The sequence below is a fragment of the Flavobacterium sp. genome (assembly GCF_035299245.1).
Taxonomy (GTDB): domain Bacteria; phylum Bacteroidota; class Bacteroidia; order Flavobacteriales; family Flavobacteriaceae; genus Flavobacterium.
The window spans coordinates 260,661-278,836 of record NZ_DATGWY010000014.1 but is presented as its reverse complement, the minus strand read 5'-3'; the positions used below and the strand labels follow the sequence as shown (position 1 = coordinate 278,836).

19 protein-coding genes are annotated in these 18,176 nt (G+C 34.9%); 7 read left to right on the top strand and 12 right to left on the bottom strand.

All coding sequences use genetic code 11. The features are described from left to right. Positions 1-15 precede the first annotated feature (15 nt). Both VK161_RS10165 and VK161_RS10160 read right to left on the bottom strand, forming a co-directional pair. The gene (locus tag VK161_RS10165; RefSeq protein WP_324214670.1) at positions 16-1,815 is read right to left on the bottom strand and encodes a M56 family metallopeptidase; all 1,800 of its coding nucleotides are present in this window, start codon (positions 1,813-1,815) and stop codon (positions 16-18) included. Between the two features lies 1 nt (position 1,816). After that, positions 1,817-2,176: a BlaI/MecI/CopY family transcriptional regulator gene (locus VK161_RS10160; protein WP_324214669.1), complete on the bottom strand. Its 360-nt coding sequence runs from the start codon at positions 2,174-2,176 to the stop codon at positions 1,817-1,819. Positions 2,177-2,567: 391 nt separating this feature from the next. On the opposite strand from VK161_RS10160, the gene VK161_RS10155 reads away from it, so the two are divergent. After that, positions 2,568-3,128, top strand: a complete 561-nt coding sequence (locus tag VK161_RS10155; protein WP_324214668.1) for a hypothetical protein — start codon at positions 2,568-2,570, stop codon at positions 3,126-3,128. Here the strand turns inward: VK161_RS10155 and VK161_RS10150 are convergent. After that, complete coding sequence (locus VK161_RS10150) at positions 3,125-4,441, bottom strand: MFS transporter (RefSeq protein ID WP_324214667.1); 1,317 nt, start codon at positions 4,439-4,441, stop codon at positions 3,125-3,127. The two genes, VK161_RS10155 and VK161_RS10150, sit on opposite strands and share 4 nt — an antisense overlap. Before the next feature lie 95 nt (positions 4,442-4,536). Between VK161_RS10150 and VK161_RS10145 the strand changes: the two genes are divergently transcribed. From VK161_RS10145 to VK161_RS10130, 4 genes are read left to right on the top strand one after another with little or no spacing between them, the layout of a single operon-like run. Further along, positions 4,537-5,139, top strand: coding sequence for a DUF1684 domain-containing protein (locus tag VK161_RS10145; protein WP_324214666.1), 603 nt, complete (start codon positions 4,537-4,539; stop codon positions 5,137-5,139). After that, entirely contained in the window at positions 5,139-5,789 is a 651-nt protein-coding gene (locus tag VK161_RS10140) for a TatD family hydrolase (protein ID WP_324214665.1), read from the top strand. The genes VK161_RS10145 and VK161_RS10140 overlap by 1 nt, the downstream gene beginning before the upstream one ends. A 25-nt stretch (positions 5,790-5,814) precedes the next feature. Continuing rightward, positions 5,815-6,567, top strand: coding sequence for a tRNA threonylcarbamoyladenosine dehydratase (locus tag VK161_RS10135; RefSeq protein WP_324214664.1), 753 nt, complete (start codon positions 5,815-5,817; stop codon positions 6,565-6,567). A gap of 1 nt (position 6,568) precedes the next feature. Next, on the top strand, positions 6,569-7,222 hold the full coding sequence (locus tag VK161_RS10130) for an HAD family hydrolase (protein ID WP_324214663.1): 654 nt from the start codon (positions 6,569-6,571) through the stop codon (positions 7,220-7,222). Here VK161_RS10130 and VK161_RS10125 read toward each other — a convergent pair. Next, positions 7,209-8,087 (bottom strand): hypothetical protein, encoded by an 879-nt coding sequence (locus tag VK161_RS10125; protein WP_324214662.1) that lies wholly within the window; start codon positions 8,085-8,087, stop codon positions 7,209-7,211. The two genes, VK161_RS10130 and VK161_RS10125, sit on opposite strands and share 14 nt — an antisense overlap. A gap of 111 nt (positions 8,088-8,198) precedes the next feature. Between VK161_RS10125 and VK161_RS10120 the strand changes: the two genes are divergently transcribed. Beyond that, the gene (locus VK161_RS10120; RefSeq protein WP_324214661.1) at positions 8,199-8,852 is read left to right on the top strand and encodes a GDSL-type esterase/lipase family protein; all 654 of its coding nucleotides are present in this window, start codon (positions 8,199-8,201) and stop codon (positions 8,850-8,852) included. A gap of 61 nt (positions 8,853-8,913) precedes the next feature. Here the strand turns inward: VK161_RS10120 and VK161_RS10115 are convergent, their stop codons facing one another. The 4 genes from VK161_RS10115 to VK161_RS10100 form a co-directional block, all read right to left on the bottom strand. Continuing rightward, positions 8,914-9,138 (bottom strand): hypothetical protein, encoded by a 225-nt coding sequence (locus tag VK161_RS10115; protein ID WP_324214660.1) that lies wholly within the window; start codon positions 9,136-9,138, stop codon positions 8,914-8,916. Between the two features lie 62 nt (positions 9,139-9,200). Continuing rightward, a complete protein-coding gene (locus VK161_RS10110) occupies positions 9,201-10,487 on the bottom strand; it encodes a deoxyribodipyrimidine photo-lyase (RefSeq protein ID WP_324214659.1) in 1,287 nt (428 codons plus the stop codon). A 77-nt stretch (positions 10,488-10,564) separates the two neighbouring features. Continuing rightward, on the bottom strand, positions 10,565-11,263 hold the full coding sequence (locus tag VK161_RS10105; protein WP_324214658.1) for an SDR family oxidoreductase: 699 nt from the start codon (positions 11,261-11,263) through the stop codon (positions 10,565-10,567). Positions 11,264-11,266: 3 nt separating this feature from the next. Continuing rightward, positions 11,267-11,734: an SRPBCC family protein gene (locus tag VK161_RS10100; protein WP_324214657.1), complete on the bottom strand. Its 468-nt coding sequence runs from the start codon at positions 11,732-11,734 to the stop codon at positions 11,267-11,269. Positions 11,735-11,873: 139 nt separating this feature from the next. Between VK161_RS10100 and VK161_RS10095 the strand changes: the two genes are divergently transcribed. Next, positions 11,874-12,728, top strand: coding sequence for a DUF2911 domain-containing protein (locus VK161_RS10095; protein ID WP_324214656.1), 855 nt, complete (start codon positions 11,874-11,876; stop codon positions 12,726-12,728). Positions 12,729-12,784: 56 nt separating this feature from the next. Here the strand turns inward: VK161_RS10095 and VK161_RS10090 are convergent, their stop codons facing one another. From VK161_RS10090 to VK161_RS10075, 4 genes are all read right to left on the bottom strand, one after another. Continuing rightward, positions 12,785-14,500, bottom strand: a complete 1,716-nt coding sequence (locus VK161_RS10090; protein ID WP_324214655.1) for a sodium:solute symporter — start codon at positions 14,498-14,500, stop codon at positions 12,785-12,787. 110 nt (positions 14,501-14,610) lie between these two features. Further along, complete coding sequence (locus tag VK161_RS10085; protein ID WP_324214654.1) at positions 14,611-17,106, bottom strand: PIG-L family deacetylase; 2,496 nt, start codon at positions 17,104-17,106, stop codon at positions 14,611-14,613. Between the two features lie 130 nt (positions 17,107-17,236). Further along, positions 17,237-17,668 carry a hypothetical protein gene (locus VK161_RS10080; RefSeq protein ID WP_324214653.1) on the bottom strand — a complete coding sequence of 144 codons (432 nt, stop codon included), beginning with the start codon at positions 17,666-17,668 and terminating at the stop codon, positions 17,237-17,239. 53 nt (positions 17,669-17,721) lie between these two features. Further along, entirely contained in the window at positions 17,722-18,144 is a 423-nt protein-coding gene (locus VK161_RS10075; RefSeq protein WP_324214652.1) for a hypothetical protein, read from the bottom strand. Between the last annotated feature and the right edge of the window lie 32 nt (positions 18,145-18,176).

Sequence of the window (18,176 nt, the reverse complement as noted above, 5' to 3'; positions counted from 1 at the left end):
ACAAATTTTTAACTTTTAGCGTCTTAGTTCTGCTTTGGCTTTTTCTAATTCGGCTTTTGCTTTTTCCATATCGGCTTTCGCTTTCATCATTTCTGCTCTGGCTTTTTCCATCTCAGCTCTGGCTTTTTCAAATTCGGGACTATTTTTTTCGATGATTCGCATTTCTTTTTCGATTTGCGGAATAGCACGTTCCATTTGCACTCGTGCTTTTTCCATTTGATCTTTAGAAATAATCATCTGACCTTCTATTTGCTTCATTATTTCAGGTCGAATTCGTTTCAATTGCTCTAATGAACTATCCAAAGCATCGCCTTTTATTTTTTCAATGTTCAAATCGGTAAGCATTTTCAATTGTCCGTTATTGAATTGGTATGCAAATCCTTTTTTGAGTTCGTCAATTTCTCCATCCGAAAAACCTTCACCCAATTCGATTACTTTTCCATCAATCATGATCAATGGTTTTTTACCGTCTTTTTGAATGACAATTTTTGAAGTAGTTTCATCCACTATTTTTTGGATTTCATCTTCGTCAATATCCACATCAATATCGATGTCAAAATCCATACTGTCTTTCATTTTGAAGTTGAGTTCTTTTTCTGCAATTACATCATCAGAACCATTGCCTGAATAAACAATTACGCTATTGCTTTTTCCAAACCCAATTTTGGTAGGAGTTTTGTAAAAATAAATCGGTTTTATCGGCTCGTTTCCATCAAATTGAGTGGTTCCAGTATTGCCGTCTTTGTCTTTGTAAGTGACTTTAATTCCGGTTATTTCGCCATTTGCATTGCGCTTTACTTTTGAAAACTTCAGTGTTACGCCGTATTTTTCTTTGGCAAAGGCAGCGTCTTTTTTCATTTCGGCATCGGTGGTGTTTTTGTCGGTGGTGATGTAGATGCCGCTTTTAGAATTTTGAGATACTTTTACAATTTCGCGTTCTTGCGCAACGGTTTTTATTTGAAATAAAAATACAAAGGCAATGAGCGCCGGAATTACAACGGTGTACTTCCATGAATTTCTTTTGTGTGATTGATTTTTGTTTAACATAACGATTCGTTTTTTGATTAATGATTGATAAAAATGATTAGTAATAGGCAAGCAGTTCTGATGAGAAACTACCTTTAAGAGTGTTAATTGATATAATTTTTTGTCGTTGACTTCAATCGCTTTTTGGTCGGCGATGTATTCTAAATTTTGCACAATGGCTTTTTTGTAGAGTTGCATAAACGGATTGAACCAAAATACAATCGAAAAAAGCTTGGTAAATAATACATCTATTGAATGTTTTTGACTGCTGTGAATTTTTTCGTGTGATAGTATATTTTGCAATTCGTTTTCAGTGTACAATTTAGAATTGAAAACGATAAAATTGAAGAACGAAAACGGTGCGATGTCTTCTTCAACATCCACTAATGAGAAATTTTCTGTTTTATGAATGGTTCTTTTGTGTAAGGTTTTAAACAAAGAAAAACTATTGTAAATCACTTTAATTAAAAGGAGCAAAGCCACAATTCCGTACACCCAAAAACCTACTTGAAACCAATTGATTGGAGTAGCTTCTGCTGTTTGCGAAACCACAGTAGACGAACTTTGTGGTAGCTGAACGAGTTGATCCCAATTCATTGGAGTTGATTCGATGTACACTATTTTTTTAATGAAAAATAGAGGAAGCACAGCAGAAACAACTAATCCCATCAACAAAAACCATCGATTTGTGTTGAAAAAAGTTTCTTTGCGCAATAATAAATGATACACTAAAAAAAATAGTGTGATTAGAGCACTTGATTTTATAAAGTAGATGAAAAGAGTTTCCATACTATTTCTTTTTTTCGATGATTTCAAGTATTTCACGAAGTTCTTCGGCCGAAATTTTATCTTCTTGTGCAAAGAACGAAACCATACTTTTATAAGAGTTATTGAAATAATTCTCAATAGCGTTGTTCATGAAACGTTTTCTGTAGTCTTCCATAGAAACCACCGGAAAATACTGGTGCGTGTTTCCATAGGCGTTGTGCGATACAAATCCTTTCTCTTCCAAATTTCTAATAATGGTAGAAAGTGTGTTGTAGTGCGGTTGATCTTCAGTGATTTCGGCTAAAACATCTTTTACGAAAGCTTTTTTTAACTTCCATAAAATGTGCATGATTTCTTCTTCTTTATTCGTGAGTTTTTGCATGATTTCAATTTTAATAAATCAAACTTACAACTATGTTTTTAGTTTTACAACTATATTTATAGTTATTTAACTAAAAATTAAGTTTTATATTGTGTAACTGCACACGGAAATTAATTTTAAATACAAATAATAACAAAAGGAAAATAGTTGTAAATCATTGTTTTTTAATTTTTTAAATAGATGTGTGTGTTTATTTATCAATGTACTATAAGTTTATTTTGCCACGAATGCACAAATTCAGTTTAAACTTTCAAAGTAAAATTTGCTCATTTTAAATGAGCATTCGAATTAAATAAATATTTAAAATAGAAAATTCGTGCATTCGTAGCTCATAATTCAAAGCTTATGATTGAACTCATTTTTAGAGGTACTATAAAACGTTATCTTTGCCATGATGACAACAACAAAATACAATCGGACCAATTTTCACAAGCATACGTTTTGTGTTTTTCAAGAAGAGGATGTAACTATAGTTGGTAGTTTGCAACTGAATTACAAAAGCAAATCGGGGAGTAGTTATTTTTTTACCGATGATGGTGTGTATCGGTTATCGAATCATTGGAGTAGAGTGGCCAATTGCCGATGGCGATTACAAGAAAACCCCAAATTGCAAAAAACGAATCCCAATCGAATTAAGTTAGGCTTTGCCAAATGGACGGAATTTTATGCCGATAATGAACTAGAGAAACTGTATTTTATTGAAGTTGATTTTGATGAAAAAACGGCTGCTTTTCATCATAAAGAGAGTGATAGTTTTTCTGAAGATAAAATGCTCAGAACGGCATCTGAAACAGCCAAAATAATCAAGCAAATCCGACTTTTGTTGCTCGAAGATGCTTGGGCAAAATACCTTAAACCTATTGGTATTGATGAATTGCGAAAAGAAATCATTCAACAATTGATACAAACCAATCAATCGTTCAATGAAATTCGAAGAAAGTTCTTGGTTTAAATTTCGCGTTCGCCACCATCGGCTGGATGTGAGAAAAGGAATTCTTCTTTTTCGGTTTTGTATTTGGATTGTAATTGCTCTTCTTTAACCATTTTAAGCACCCAAAAACCCAATAATGTTCCGATTACACCCAAAACACCCATAAATGCCCAATTGATTTGGTAACCCATTTCGTATCCGTATCGTTTACCAAAAAAATCAATGATACTCATTCCAACTTTAGCACTCAATATGTGTGCTAAACTATAACTCATGGTAAAAATAGCCATATAACGTCCTTCGTGTCCTTTCGGAGCTCTACTCATTGCAAAGGAGTTGGAAAACGGAAACGAAAACATTTCGGCAAACGTCATAAACAACATCATCAAAAGCAACATTCCCGCCCAAAAGTTAATGAGAAGAATAAACATACTAATGGCCATCATTAAACAGCCTATAGATACTATTTTTACTTTATTGAGTTTTTTGCGTTCAATATAGCTTACAATTGGCATTTCTAAGAAGAAAACCAATACACCATTTAGTGTTAATAGTAATCCGGTTTGGAACTCGGTTAAATTGTATTGGTCTTTATGGTACAGCGGAATGGTTGTAAACAATTGAAAGAACAGTATTCCCGAAATCACACAGCTGAATAAAAACACCCAAAAAGGTTTGTCTTTGAACACCGATTCGCGATTGGCTTCTAACAATTGCTTTTCCTCTTTAGAAATAGGAATGCTTTTCTTTTCTTTCACCAACAACCAAAAAACAAGTATAGCAATGATGCACGTTGCCCCATCAACCCAAAACAATCCTCCATAACCAATTCCCATAATGATTAAACCACCAAAAGCGGGTCCGGCTGCAAATCCTAAATTAATAGCCAAACGAACCAACGTCAAAGCACGAGTTCTGTTTTCGGGTTTGGCATACGCACCAATCGATACAAACATGGCAGGGCGAAACATATCGGCGATGGTCATAATCACAAACATAGCAATGCATAATCCAACAAAACTAGTTATGTATTGCAGTGCAAAAAACAGCAAACCGCTGGTGAATAAGCTGAAAATCATGATTTTGTAAAAGCCTATTTTGTCAGAAAGTTTTCCGCCTAACCACGATCCTAACATCGATCCAATACCGAAAAAAACCATAACCCAACCTACTTGGCTGTAGGAAAAATGCAAATCTTCTTTTAAATATTTGGATAAAAAGGGCAACACCATCGTTCCGGCACGATTGATAAAAGTAACCAACGTCAATATCCAGATTTCTCTCGAAAATCCTCTGAAATTATCGATGTATTTACGAATTCCTCTTTTTAACATGAAAGTATTGGTTAGGTGACAAAGGTAAAAAACTTTGTGGCTTTTCTACTTTGCGACCTAACACTTTTACGCTATTTTTGTAAAAAAAATGTACCATGAAAAAGGCTTTGCTGATTGTAATGATTTTGAATGCTTATTTTGTTGCATCTCAAGAAAATGCACCGAAACAAACCTCAAAAGAATTTCAAGAGGAATTGAATCGCGACTATGCTGATTCTACTAAAAGTCCGCTGACCGAAGCCGATTTAAAAGTATTCAAGGAATTGGATTTCTTCCCAATTAATGAAAAATTCATTGTAAAAGCCCAATTTAAGCGTACCAAAAAAGCCAAAGTATTCAAGATGAAAACCTCTACATCGCGAACACCCGAATACAAAAAGTACGGCGAGTTGTATTTTACAATTGACGGAAAAGAATACCAATTGAACGTCTACCAAAGCATCGATTTATCTAAAAAAGAAGAATACAAAGACTACTTGTTTTTGCCATTTTCAGATTTTACTAATGGAAAAGAAAGTTACATTGGTGGACGATACATTGATATGAAAATTCAGGATGCTAAAGTATGGGAAATTGATTTTAATAAAGCCTACAACCCTTATTGTGCCTACAATCATAAGTATTCGTGTCCGATTGTTCCTTTGGAAAATGATTTGGATGTAGCCATTTTGGCCGGTGTTAAAAAATTTCACGACTAATGGAGTACTTCAACTTACATACGCACCGACGTACTTATGACGCCAATACATTGGAATTGCTGAACCAATATCCGTGGGAATTTGACGCTACTTTTCCGCAATATTCCATCGGAATTCATCCGTGGCACATAGACGAGAATCGTTTGGAAAGCGATTTAAACATCATCGAAGAGAAGTTGCAATTAAACGAATGTTTGGCTTTGGGCGAATGTGGTTTGGATAAGCGAATTGAAATTCCAATGGAATTGCAAATTTCGGTTTTTGAACGTCAGATTGCTCTAGCCGAAAAATACCAAAAACCGTTGGTGTTGCATTTGGTTGCAGCGTTTCAGGAGTTGATCGAAATCAAAAATAGGTTGAATATTTCGGTTCCGATTGTGATTCACGGATTTTCAAAAAATGAACAAGTAGCGAAACAGCTAATCGATAACGGATTTTATATTTCATTTGGAAAATATTTATTGAGAAATCCGGAGTTGAAATCAGTTTTTCTATCAGTTCCCGATGATCGTTTTTTTCTCGAAACCGATATGATTGAAGAAACATTAGAACAAGTATATAATCTAGCTGCGAATTATAAAAACATAACTTTAGACGATTTGAAACGAATAGTAAATACTAATTTTGCCACCGTTTTCAAACAACTTTAAACTCTTAATAAATTAAATATAGAATATGGCAAAGTGGCAAGAAAGAGCGGAGCTTTTATTTAAAACAGAAGGATTAAACAATTTAAAAAATGCCAACGTTTTAGTGGTTGGATTGGGCGGCGTTGGCTCGTTTGCAGCCGAATTTTTAGCTCGTGCTGGAGTGGGAAATATGACTATTGTTGATGGAGATGTGGTCGATATTACTAATGTTAATCGTCAATTACCAGCATTACATTCAACCGTGGGAATGCCAAAAGTACATGTAGTTGGCGATCGATTGATGGACATTAACCCAGAATTGAATTTGACACGATTGGAAGAATTTTTATCGCCCGAAAGAGCATTAGAAATTGTAACACCTGAGTATGATTATGTGTTGGATTGCATCGATAGCATCACGCCAAAATTGAATTTATTAATAGCATCCAAACGCAAAAAAGTAAAAGTCATCTCGAGTATGGGCGCTGGCGGAAAATACGAAGCGAGTAAAGTCAAAGTGCGCGACATCAGTCACACCGAATATTGTCCGCTAGCCAAAAACATTAGAAAAAGATTAAAAGAACATAAAATTTCCAAAGGAGTCAAAGCTGTTTTTTCAACAGAAATGCCTGATCAATCCAGTGTGAAATTAACCGATGGTAAAAACTACAAAAAGTCGTTTTACGGGACCAATAGCTGGATGCCATGCCTTTTCGGATTGCATGCAGCAGAAACGGTGGTAAAATATTTACTAAAGAAAAACTCGGCAACTCAGTCACTCAGCCACTCAGCCTCTTAATATGATACAAACCGTAATTTTTGATATGGATGGCGTAATTGTGGATACCGAACCGGTCCATCATTATGCATACAACCAGCAATTTAAACAATTAAATATTGAGGTTTCTCCCGAAATGTATGCTTCGTTTACAGGAAATTCGACCAAAAATATTTTTGAAAAGTTAAAAGCTCAATTCAATTTAGAGCAAGATGTTCAAACGTTAGTTGAAACCAAACGAAGTTTGTTCAATGAAGCTTTTGACAGCAAAGAAGATTTGTATTTGTTGGATGGAGTAGAAGAGTTGATTAAAGATCTGCACAGCAACGGAATACAATTGGTATTGGGCTCGTCTTCGGCAAAAGTGACCATCAATCGAATTTTTAATCGATTCAATTTACATCGTTATTTTACTCATATTGTTTCGGGAGAAGATTTTCCTAAGTCAAAACCACATCCTGCTATTTTCCAACATGCGGCATATTTAGCAGCAACTCCAGTTGAAAATTGCATCGTGATTGAAGATAGCACTAACGGAATATTAGCAGCAAAAGCAGCCGGAATTTATTGTATTGGATACGACAGTTTCCATTCCAAAATGCAAGACTATTCCAAGGCAGATTTAGTTATCCGACATTTTAATGAGTTGAGTTTTGAGAAAATTATAAATCTGTAGAATCCTTTTCTCTTTTAAGATAGTTTAGTATTTTTTTAATTTTAATGTACCCTAAATTACTTTCAACTTCTTTTACTTTAAGTCGAATATTATTTTCTTCACCTGCCATTACTGCGGGAAGTGTAGCTAATTCCTCGGAATTTGTTAAAAGCAGTATTTTTTCGCCTATTTTTGACTTCTTAACCCGATCAAAAACAATCACTTTTGTAATTAATACGGCAGAATCGAATTTTCTTTCTCTTAGGTAAATTTTGGGTTTCAAATACTGTATATCATAGGCATATACTATGTATTTCGAATTTTTAACTTCATTGAATTCTTTTGTAAACAGTGCTATTTTTTCCTTTTTTTGATTAATAGTAATAGAATCGTGTCGATCATAATTTGATTCTTTTTCGTTATGAGCATCCCAAATTGCAAGAAAGTTGATCGAAATTAATCTTTCGTCTTCGTTAAAAAAATCCAAATCAAACTTATATTTTGTAGCAATGGATGAAGTATCGTTTTTAAATCCAAAAAGACTTAAGCCATCATATCTAGTTACCAAAATGGTAGTTAATGGATCGAATTTGTATTCTTTATTCAAATAAGTAGAATCCGTAAGCAACTGAGGAAGTATTTTAAACATAAAGTCTTCACTGCTTTCTAAACTATCTGCGATACTAATTTTTTGGTCAAATGTCTTTTTAATGTCATCAAACAACTCGATTTCTTGACAGATGTCAATTAAGATTTTTTTGTTTTTATTATAAACACTGTCTAGAACTTTTGCTTCAGTAGTTATATATTTATCCTTATTAGATCCATTACAGGAAATAAGTAACAAAAGAACTGCTGAAATTAGGCTAATGATGTACGTCTTCATAAAAAAAACATATAATAACACAAACATAATTATTTTCGTCATTTCTTGTCACTTAATTTGCTAAATTTATAAAATCTAAAGTTGCATCAAATAACAATAAACTCAAGAAATATGAAAAAAAGCCTTGTTTTTTTGCTAACTCTCTTTTTATATCTCACTGCTTTTTCTCAAGAAAAACCTTTCTGGGATGAAATTCAAGCCTTCAGAAAACAAGATAGCTTGCAACCACCCAAAGACGGAATGATTCTCTTTATTGGTAGTTCTTCTTTTAGATTGTGGAAAACACTCAACGATGATTTTGATAATGAAACCATAGTCAATAGAGCATTTGGAGGTGCAACACTTTTGGATTTGATTCACTATCAAGATGATGTAGTATTACAATACAAGCCCAAAAAAATCTTTATTTATTGTGGAGAAAATGATGTTGCCAGTTCTGAAAAAGTGAGTGGTTTAGCGGTTTTCGACCGATTTATGATGCTGCATGCTACTTTGAGGAAAAAATTTCCAGTTACTCCAATTGTGTTCGTATCAATAAAGCCGTCTATTTTAAGATGGTCGATGAAAGAAAGGATGATTGCTGCCAATACATTAATTAGGAATTATTTGAAAAATGATTCTAATGCAACTTTTGTAAATGTTTGGGATTTGATGCTTGAAAATGGCCAGCCTATGAACGATATTTTTGTTGAGGATAATTTACACATGAATGCCAAAGGATATGCTATTTGGACCAAAGCGATGTATGAATTAGTCAATGAATAATTTTTTTTAATAAAAAAAGCCAGTTCAAACTGGCTTTTTCTTTTGTATTTTATAATGAAGTTTACTTTTTAACTTCAATATCTACCGACTTACCTTTAATGTCAACTCCATTACTATCAATTTTCACAGAGGTTCCATCAGTTTCAGTAGGCTCAGCTACTACGGTGTCAGTTTCTTTAACAACGGTGTTTGTCTCAATAGTTTCGGTTGTTTTCTCTACCTTTTTTTCACATGCTGATATCATTAAAAATGAAATCAATCCTAAACACAATACAATCTTTCTCATGAGCTATACTTTTACGGTTAGTTGTAAAGGTAGTCATAAAAACATCATCAAGTCATTAAATCTTATCCAACCGCTACTTTATAGGTTTTCAGGCATTTTTCTCGTGCTTCTTTATGATCCACAATCGGGTTTGGGTAATCTAAACTGTTGAGTTCGGGTATCCATTTTTTGATGTAGACTAAGTCTTTGTCGAATTTTTTGATTTGTTCGGTCGGATTGAAAATTCGGAAATACGGTGCAGCGTCGACACCACTTCCGGCTGCCCATTGCCAATTGCCCACATTACTAGCTTGTTCGTAATCCAATAATTTAGAAGCAAAATAACTTTCGCCCCAACGCCAATCAATCAATAAATGTTTGCATAAAAAACTTGCTACTATCATGCGCACTCTGTTGTGCATGTGACCTGAGTTATTGAGTTCGCGCATTCCTGCATCGACAAAAGGATAACCTGTTTTTCCTTCGCACCATTTTTGAAACAAATCTTCATTGTTTACCCATTGAATTTCATCGTATTTGGGTTTGAAACTTGACTTCACGGTATGCGGAAAATGCCATAAGATTTGCATAAAAAATTCACGCCAAATCAATTCTTTTAGAAACGTTTCGTTTTTGCTTTGCAGCGCTTTTGCTACCATTTTTCGGATGGAAACCGCGCCAAATCGAAGATAAATACCCAAATAAGAAGTTTTATTTAAAGCGGGAAAATTCCGAGTTGCTTCGTAATGATCTATGAGTGAATCGGAAACATCAAAAGGAGTGACTTTGATGGATGAGGTTACAAAACCAATGTCATTCAAACTCAAAAACGGATAGGAGTGAAGCGCTATTTTATTCAAAAAATCTTCCGATTGATAGTGAATCAATGGAGTTTTTTTGAAAAGTTCTTTCCATTTATTAGAATAGGGTGTGTACACTACGTATGGTTTTCCATCGTCTTTTACGACTTCACTTTTCTCAAAAATGACTTGGTCTTTACTGGTTTTAAATTCAATTCCGTTTTCTTTAAACAAATGATACAATTCCAAATCGCGTTTACGTGCATAGGGTTCGTAATCGTGATTAGTGAAAACTGTTTTTATGGAATTTTCAGATATTAATTTTTGATACACTTCAAATGGCGTTCCGTGAAAAACAGCCAATGATTTTCCGATTGCTTTCAGTTGGTTCTGAATTTTTTCCAGTTGCTGATGAATGAAAGTTACTCGAGCATCATCTTTATCTAGTTGTGAAAGAATACTATGATCAAAAATAAAAATAGGAAGTACTTCTTCACCGCTTTTTAAAGCATGAAAAAATCCGATATTATCGTCTAAACGTAAGTCGCGTCGAAACCAGAAGATGTTCATATATTAAAGTGCAATGTCAATGACAAAAATCAAATTCAAATTCGAGTAATTAATGTTGTCATTGAATTTTGTAATTGTTATTGATTTACTAATAAAGTTGACATTCCGCCATCTACATGGAAAATTTGACCCGAAATCCAACTGCTTTTATTACTTAATAAAAAAGCGGCCATATTTGCAATGTCTTCGGGTTTTCCGTATCGTTTTAACGGATGACGCTCAGCCGATTTTTCCTGCTTGGTTTCGTTGTTTAAAAATTTATCTGCCAATGGAGTATCCGTCAACGATGGTGCAATTACATTCACTCTGATTTTGGGCGCATATTCCGCAGCTAATGCCTTGGCAAAACCTTCAATCGCTCCTTTTGCAGCTGCAACGCTAGTATGAAATGGCATTCCCATACTGGCGGCTACCGAACTAAAAACTACTATACTCGATTGTTCGGAAGCTACTAAATTAGGTAAAACACTTTGAATTACTTTCACCAAACTAATGAAATTTACCTGTAAATCAGTTTCAAAACTTTCTGGTTTTAAACCTTTAAAAGGACGTAAATTAATGCTTCCAGGCAAATACACCAATCCATCGATCACTTCTGGAAGTAAACTGGTGTCTAATGTGTCAGTAGTAGCATCAAACGGAATGTGAGTGATGTGCATTTCTTCAATATTTTCCTTGGTTCGAGAGGCAATAAAGACTTTATTCTCAAATTGTAATTCTTTTGCAAGCGCTAATCCTATTCCGTAAGAACCACCAATTAAAAGTATGTTTTTCATATCTTATCCTTTAAATTCACCAAAAAGTTCGATTAATTTTTTTCTTCTGAAATCAAATATTTCTTTGAGTTTTGGGGCAACTAAAATGGGATGCACTAATTGGCCTAAAATTCCCATTGGCACTTTATAATCAACAATGTCTTCCATTTCAACACCGCCCGGAATTTCCTTTAAAAAATGTTTGTGATGCCAAAGAGCGTATGGTCCGAAACGTTGTTCATCTACAAAATACTTTTTGTCTTGCACGTGCGTAATTTCAGTTACCCATTTCATCGGAATTCCAAAAACCGGAGTCACAATATATTGTATAATTTGACCAGGAAACATGGCTCTGTCATCTCCCGAAAGTGTTTTAAATCCCATATAATCAGGCGTAATGGTTTTTAGATTTTTCGGGTTGGATAAAAATTCCCAAGCCTCGTCTAAGGTTATTGGTAAGTTTTGTTTGGAATGTAAAGTGTATATTTTCATTATTGTTATATTTCGATGTAAAATTACTAAACGTTTAACGATTAAACTAAAAAGTTAAACAAAATATTCATTCATTTAAGTTTAAATTAACATTTCAAAAAATTACAATTTGTAATTTTGGACATCTAATCAATATATCATGAAAAAAATTATCTTTTTTATCGTAGCTGTAATTGCTAACTTTACTATTGAGGCTCAAGTAAAAACGCCTCAACCGAGTCCGAAATCAACTTTAAATCAAACAGTTGGGTTGACGGAAGTTGTTGTAGAATATTCTAGACCAAGTGCTAAAGGAAGAGTAGTTTTTGGTGATTTGGTACCGTTTGGAAAAATATGGAGAACGGGTGCCAATGCCAATTCTACCGTTTCATTTAGTGATGATGTTACTATAGGTGGAAAAACACTCAAAAAAGGAAAGTATGCTATTTATACATTGCCAAAAGCAGACGTTTGGGAAGTTGATTTCTACAGTACTACTGACAATTGGGGAACACCTGAAAATTGGGATGAAAATAAAGTAGCCGTAAGCGTTATGGTGGATCCAATTATGTTAGGAAACAACGTAGAGACATTTACAATCGCTGTGAATAATATCACCAATGATAGTGCAACTTTGGATATTTCTTGGGAAAAAACTATGGTTTCTGTGAAATTTGAAGTTCCGTCTCACAAAATGGCAATGGCTAGTATTGAAAAAGTATTGGCAGGTCCAACGGCGGGTGACTATTTTTCATCGGCGCAATATCTGTTACAATCTAATGGCGATTTAAACAAAGCGTTAGAATACATCAACAAAGCGGTTGCAATGACTAAGCCAGGAACTGATGTTCCGTTTTGGTATTTGAGACAAAAATCATTAATTCAAGCAAAATTGGGTGACAAGACGGGAGCTATTGAAACTGCAAAACTTTCTCTTGCTGGCGCTACCAAAGAAAAGAATGATGATTACGTTAAAATGAATAACGACAGTATTAAAGAATGGAGTAAAAAATAAATTACTTTTTCATCTGGACAGAACCACGAATCTTAAATTTAGGATTCGTGGTTTTTTTATGCTTTAATTGTTTCTTTTTTAGATACAACTTGAAACAATAATCCGAGTAGAATGGTCAGAATTGCCCCGATGAAATTCAGCCATAGATAGCCTAATTTTTCATCGCCTGGATGAATATGAATCGCAAAATAATAAATGACAATAATGGTCGATTGACTGATGATAGCACTCCAAAACATCGCATTTGCTTTTACGTATTTAATATAGAAACCGACTAAGAAAATTCCCAATACAGTTCCGTAAAAGACCGAACCAATAATGTTTACCAACTGAATTAAATTCTCAAACAAAGCACTCACACACGCAAATAGTATAGCTATAATTCCCCAAAGTATGGTAAAATATTGCGTTGCATTTACAAAATGTTTCTCCGAGCGTTCGCCTTTTATATTTCTTCTGTAAATATCGATTGCAGTTGTCGATGCCAATGCGGTCAAACCCGATGCAGACGATGACATGGCAGCAGAGATGATAACGGCTAACAATAATCCGATCAAACCATTGGGTAAATAGTGCAAGATGAAATGAATGAAAACGTAGTCTTTGTCGTTGGTTTCGGCTTTTCCGTCTACTTTACTAATCAAATCTTTGGCTTGATCGCGCAAGTCCTTTTCTTTTCCGGCAATGGCAACGAGTTCGTCTCTCAAAATTGGATTATCGTAGTTCTGATTCAAATGGTCAATGTACAATAAGTTGTATTCCTTTTTTTCTTCAGTCAACGCATCCAACTGTTTTTCAAGATTGTGGTATTGATCGGCGTATTGTGATTTTTCTACCAAGGCTTTGTTATTCGGATTGAAATGCAGTGGAACCGGATTGAATTGAAAAAAAACAAAAACCATTACTCCAGTCAACAATATAAAAAACTGCATCGGAACTTTTAAGAAGCCATTCATAATCAATCCCATCTGACTTTCTCGATCGGATTTTCCGGATAAATAACGTCCAACTTGCGATTGATCGGTTCCGAAATACGCCAAAAACAAAAAGAATCCACCTGCAATTCCGCTCCAAAATGTATAACGCGTTTCTGGGTCGAACGAGAAGTCAACAATTTTCATTTTGTCATTTGCACCCGCAATGTGCATGGCATTGCTCAATGTCATTTCGTTAGGCAAATAATGTAAAATCAGATAAAAAGTGATGAACATTCCGCTCATAATCACAAACATCTGTTGTTTTTGAGTTACGTTTACCGCTTTGGTTCCACCCGAAGTAGTGTAAATAATTACCAGAATTCCGATGATAATGATGAGCAAATTCAGGTTCCAACCTAAAATTGTTGACAAAATTATTGCTGGAGCATAGATGGTAAATCCTGTTCCTAAACCACGTTGAATCAAGAAGATGACCGAGGCAAACGAACGCGTTTTTAAGTCGAAACGTTGCTCTAAATATTCGTAAGCGGTAAAAACTTTCAGTCGATGGAAAATCGGTATAAAAGTGTAGCAAATTACTACCATTGCAATCGGCAAACCGAAATAGAATTGCACAAAACCCATTCCGTCGTGGTACGCTTGCCCTGGTGTAGACAAAAACGTAATCGCACTAGCTTGAGTGGCCATAACTGACAGTCCGACTGTCCACCAATTGGTTTCCTTGTTTCCTAAAATGTATTCTTGTACGTTTTTACTTCCTTTGGTTTTGTATACGCCATAGACTACTATAAATAGCAAAGTCAACGTCAGAATGATCCAGTCGAGTTGTTGCATAGTTTAATCGAAAGTTTGCATTAGGATAAAAAACACAATAATATAAATGGCGTTGATGACCAAAAGCCATGTATAATTGTTGTTCCACGATTCTTTATTCGATTTCATAATTAATTGCGTATTGAAATCATGTTGGCGATCAATCGGAAAGCACCCGAAACACCTTCAGGCAATTCTCTGAAAAAACTAATTCCGGTATAAATATACGTTCCTTTTCCGTGTTTTGCTACCAAGATAGCGCCGTCTTTTGCCTTTTCACCTTTGTCATTTGAGGAAATAATCGGAGTGAAATTAGCATCCCATTCGTTAGGATAATACAAACCTTGTTCTTGTTTCCAATTTTTAAAATCGTTGGAAGTAATTTTGTTCGGACTGTTCAAAATTGGATGTGATGGAGCTAAAAATCGAACTTCGGCGTTTTCTTCAGTGACACGATCGCGTGAAATTTTTAGTGGGAATGGCGCAATTTCTTTCGTAACCAAATCGTCAGTGGTATTGTACTGAACAATCATCGTCTTACCATTTTTTACAAAATCCAACAACACCGGCTGTTTGAAATTCAATTCAGTTAACACATTGTACGCTCTAATTCCGGTCATGACTACATCAAATGAAGCCAATCGTTCAGTAGTGATTTCGTTTGGTTTCAAGATAGTAACTTCATAACCCATTTGTTTCAGACTATTCGGAACTTCGTCGCCTGCGCCCATGATGTAAGCGATTTTTTCTCCGTTGGTTTTGATGTCCAATTTAATGGCTTTGGCTTCCGAAGGTTGCAATACCATTTGTTTGAAAATATGAGGATAATTGATGTCGATTTTTTCTTTATCGAATTGAGTTCCATCCACAGTTACAATACTTTTTAACGTTACTTCAGATGCTTCTTTAGATGGAGTTACAGTGAATGAAACTTGTTTTTCTTCTCCATTTTTTGCTAGTGAAAAAGTGTGTGAAGTAGGCGTAACGGACCAATTGGTAGGCATATTCAATTGAACTGAACCCGAAACAGTATCTTTTCCGGCTTTGATTTTGACCGTTACTGTTTTCGATTTATTGGAATTGAAAATAAATACCTTTTCGGTAATGGAAGAAGTCACAATCGGAACTACATCCAATGGTTGATAGACTTCGCCTTTTACATCGTCGTTGTATTTGTAGATGATGTTGCGTTCAAACGGAATTGTGGTTTCGTTGATTTTAATATTGAATGTTGCGTTTACAGTTCGAATTACATCGGGTTTTCCAATCAAATTCTGGTCGTCTACACGATACATCCCAACAGTTCCTGGTTGAGACAACCAATACGGCGAGGTGTTTTCTTGGTTTTTTGGAAGAAGAACTTCCACATCAAAATTATTTACTTTATTGAATTCTAGATTTTTATTGAATGGCGTGTTGTTTGAATTGGGTAATGATATTGAAACCAACTCCATTGCTACATTACTTCGATTGATGGCTTCAATTTTTAAATCCAATTCAGCACCCGAATTGGTTTCTTGTGAATTCGCTTTGGCCTCGATATACAAGCCCGAACAAGCGGCTATGATCTTCTTTATTTCTTCGCTTTTGATGGTTTTCCAATGCGTATCTTTCAGGTTTTGAATCAAATTGTAGGCTTTTATCAATTCGGGAATACTAGCTGATGGGTTTTTAAAATCAAAGTTTTTTTCTACAGCCCAAAGTACGATTCCGACTTCTTTTCCGCCATCAAGTCGATTCCACGTCGTATCAATTCCTTCAAAAATATTGGTTTTGTCTTTCGGAGTTTCTCCTTTTAAAAATTCTAGGTATTCGTCTTCTTCACCACGAGTTCCTGTATTTCCGAAGCCTTGCGATTGGTGGCAACTTCTGCTCAAAGCCGCAATTTCTTGGTTCGATTTCCCAATGGATTGATAGTAAACACCCGTTTTCAAATTGACTAAATTGGTTTTATCGGCTTTTTCAAATTTTTCTCTACTGCCATAAAACCACCATGAAGTATTGAAATAGGCGCGTTTGGGTTGCCAAACGGAAGTGTATTGCAGTTGTGAAGCAAAGGTATTTGGGTCATTGGCCAAATCGAATGCTTCCAAGCCAAGCATGGCTGAAGCCGTGTGATGACCGTGAGTGGTTCCGGGTGAACGATGATCAAAACGATTGATGATGACATCGGGTTTGAAGGTACGAATCGCCCAAACAACGTCACTTAATACTTGTTCTTTATCCCAAATGGTTAGGGTTTCGTCGGGAGTTTTAGAATAACCAAAATCGTTGGCACGAGAAAATAATTGTTCGCCACCATCAATTTTGCGTGCTTCGATTAATTCTTGAGTTCGGATTACGCCTAATAATTCGCGCAATTCGGGTCCGATTAAATTTTGTCCACCATCGCCTCGAGTTAGAGATAAATAGCCGGTTCGCGCTTTGACTTCATTTGAAAAATAAGAAATTAAACGCGTATTTTCATCATCAGGATGTGCCGCTACATACAAAACGGTTCCCAAAAAATTCAGTTTTTGAATCTGATTGTAAATTTCAACTGAGTTGGGTTTTTGTGGTTTCTGAGCCATTACATTTAGTACACTCAGCAGCAAAAGGAGAATAAAGTATTTTTTTTGAATACGCATTTGATTCTATTTTTTTCAATAGTTTCAAATGTAGTAATAATAATAAAGACACGAATTGTTTTTCAAAATTTTGGAATTTCTTTAACAAAAAAAAAAGAGTAAAAGATGACTCTCTTACTCTTTTATAAATTTAATCGTGTTTCCCTTTTCCTTTTCCCTTCCCTTTTCCGTGACCTTTATGCTTTCCTCTATCATGGTCGTGTACTACATAATAATTGCCTCTTTTTTTGTATTTTACTTTATGTGCTTTGTAATAGGTATAAGGAGCATTTCCTCTGTAATCAGTAAGGTACACTATATTTCCTCTTCTTAAGTCATAGTTTCTGCAACGATCTGGTAAATATGCCGAACGATGCCAAACTCCGTTGCGGATGTAGATGAAACGAGCCGCTGGCACATCGTAATATACATCAATATCGGGTAAAAAATAGTATTGTGATTCAACGTAATTAGCTGGCGCCCAAACAGGTGGTGGGCCGATGTTTACGTTGACAGAAACTTGAGCTTTTGACGATGAAAAACTCAGTACAATTAATAATAGTATTGTGCGGATTGTTTTCATGATTTCTAGATTTTATAAATTAATTAAATTGTTTTAATGATAAAGTACTATAATTATTCAAAAGCTATTAATTGTTGTTTTTCTTTTGCTTGTTGTGCTTTTAGAGCAGCTAATTTTCCTTTTCGGTCATTAGAATAGTACGGAAATTGTTTTTTGTGATAGGTCAATCTTTCGTAGGGTTTATCATCAAAATAATCGGTAATGTCTACTCTGTAGTTATTGAATAAAGAATAACCTCTGTAACCACTCGGAATTTCTTTGGCTACTTTCCATTCGCCTTTATCCTTGTAAATAAACTCAGAAGTTTCAGTATTGAAGTAGGCTTCTAAATTAGGATAATACTGATATTTTACAGTACTAATAGTAGTTGCTGAGTTGAATTCTGGAAGCGAATTAACTGTTCTGTTTTCTTGTGCATTAGTTTGATTAACTACTAATGAAAGGAACAATGCGATAAGATAAACTGACTTTTTCATATTACTAAAATTTAGATATGTAAAGGTCAGTA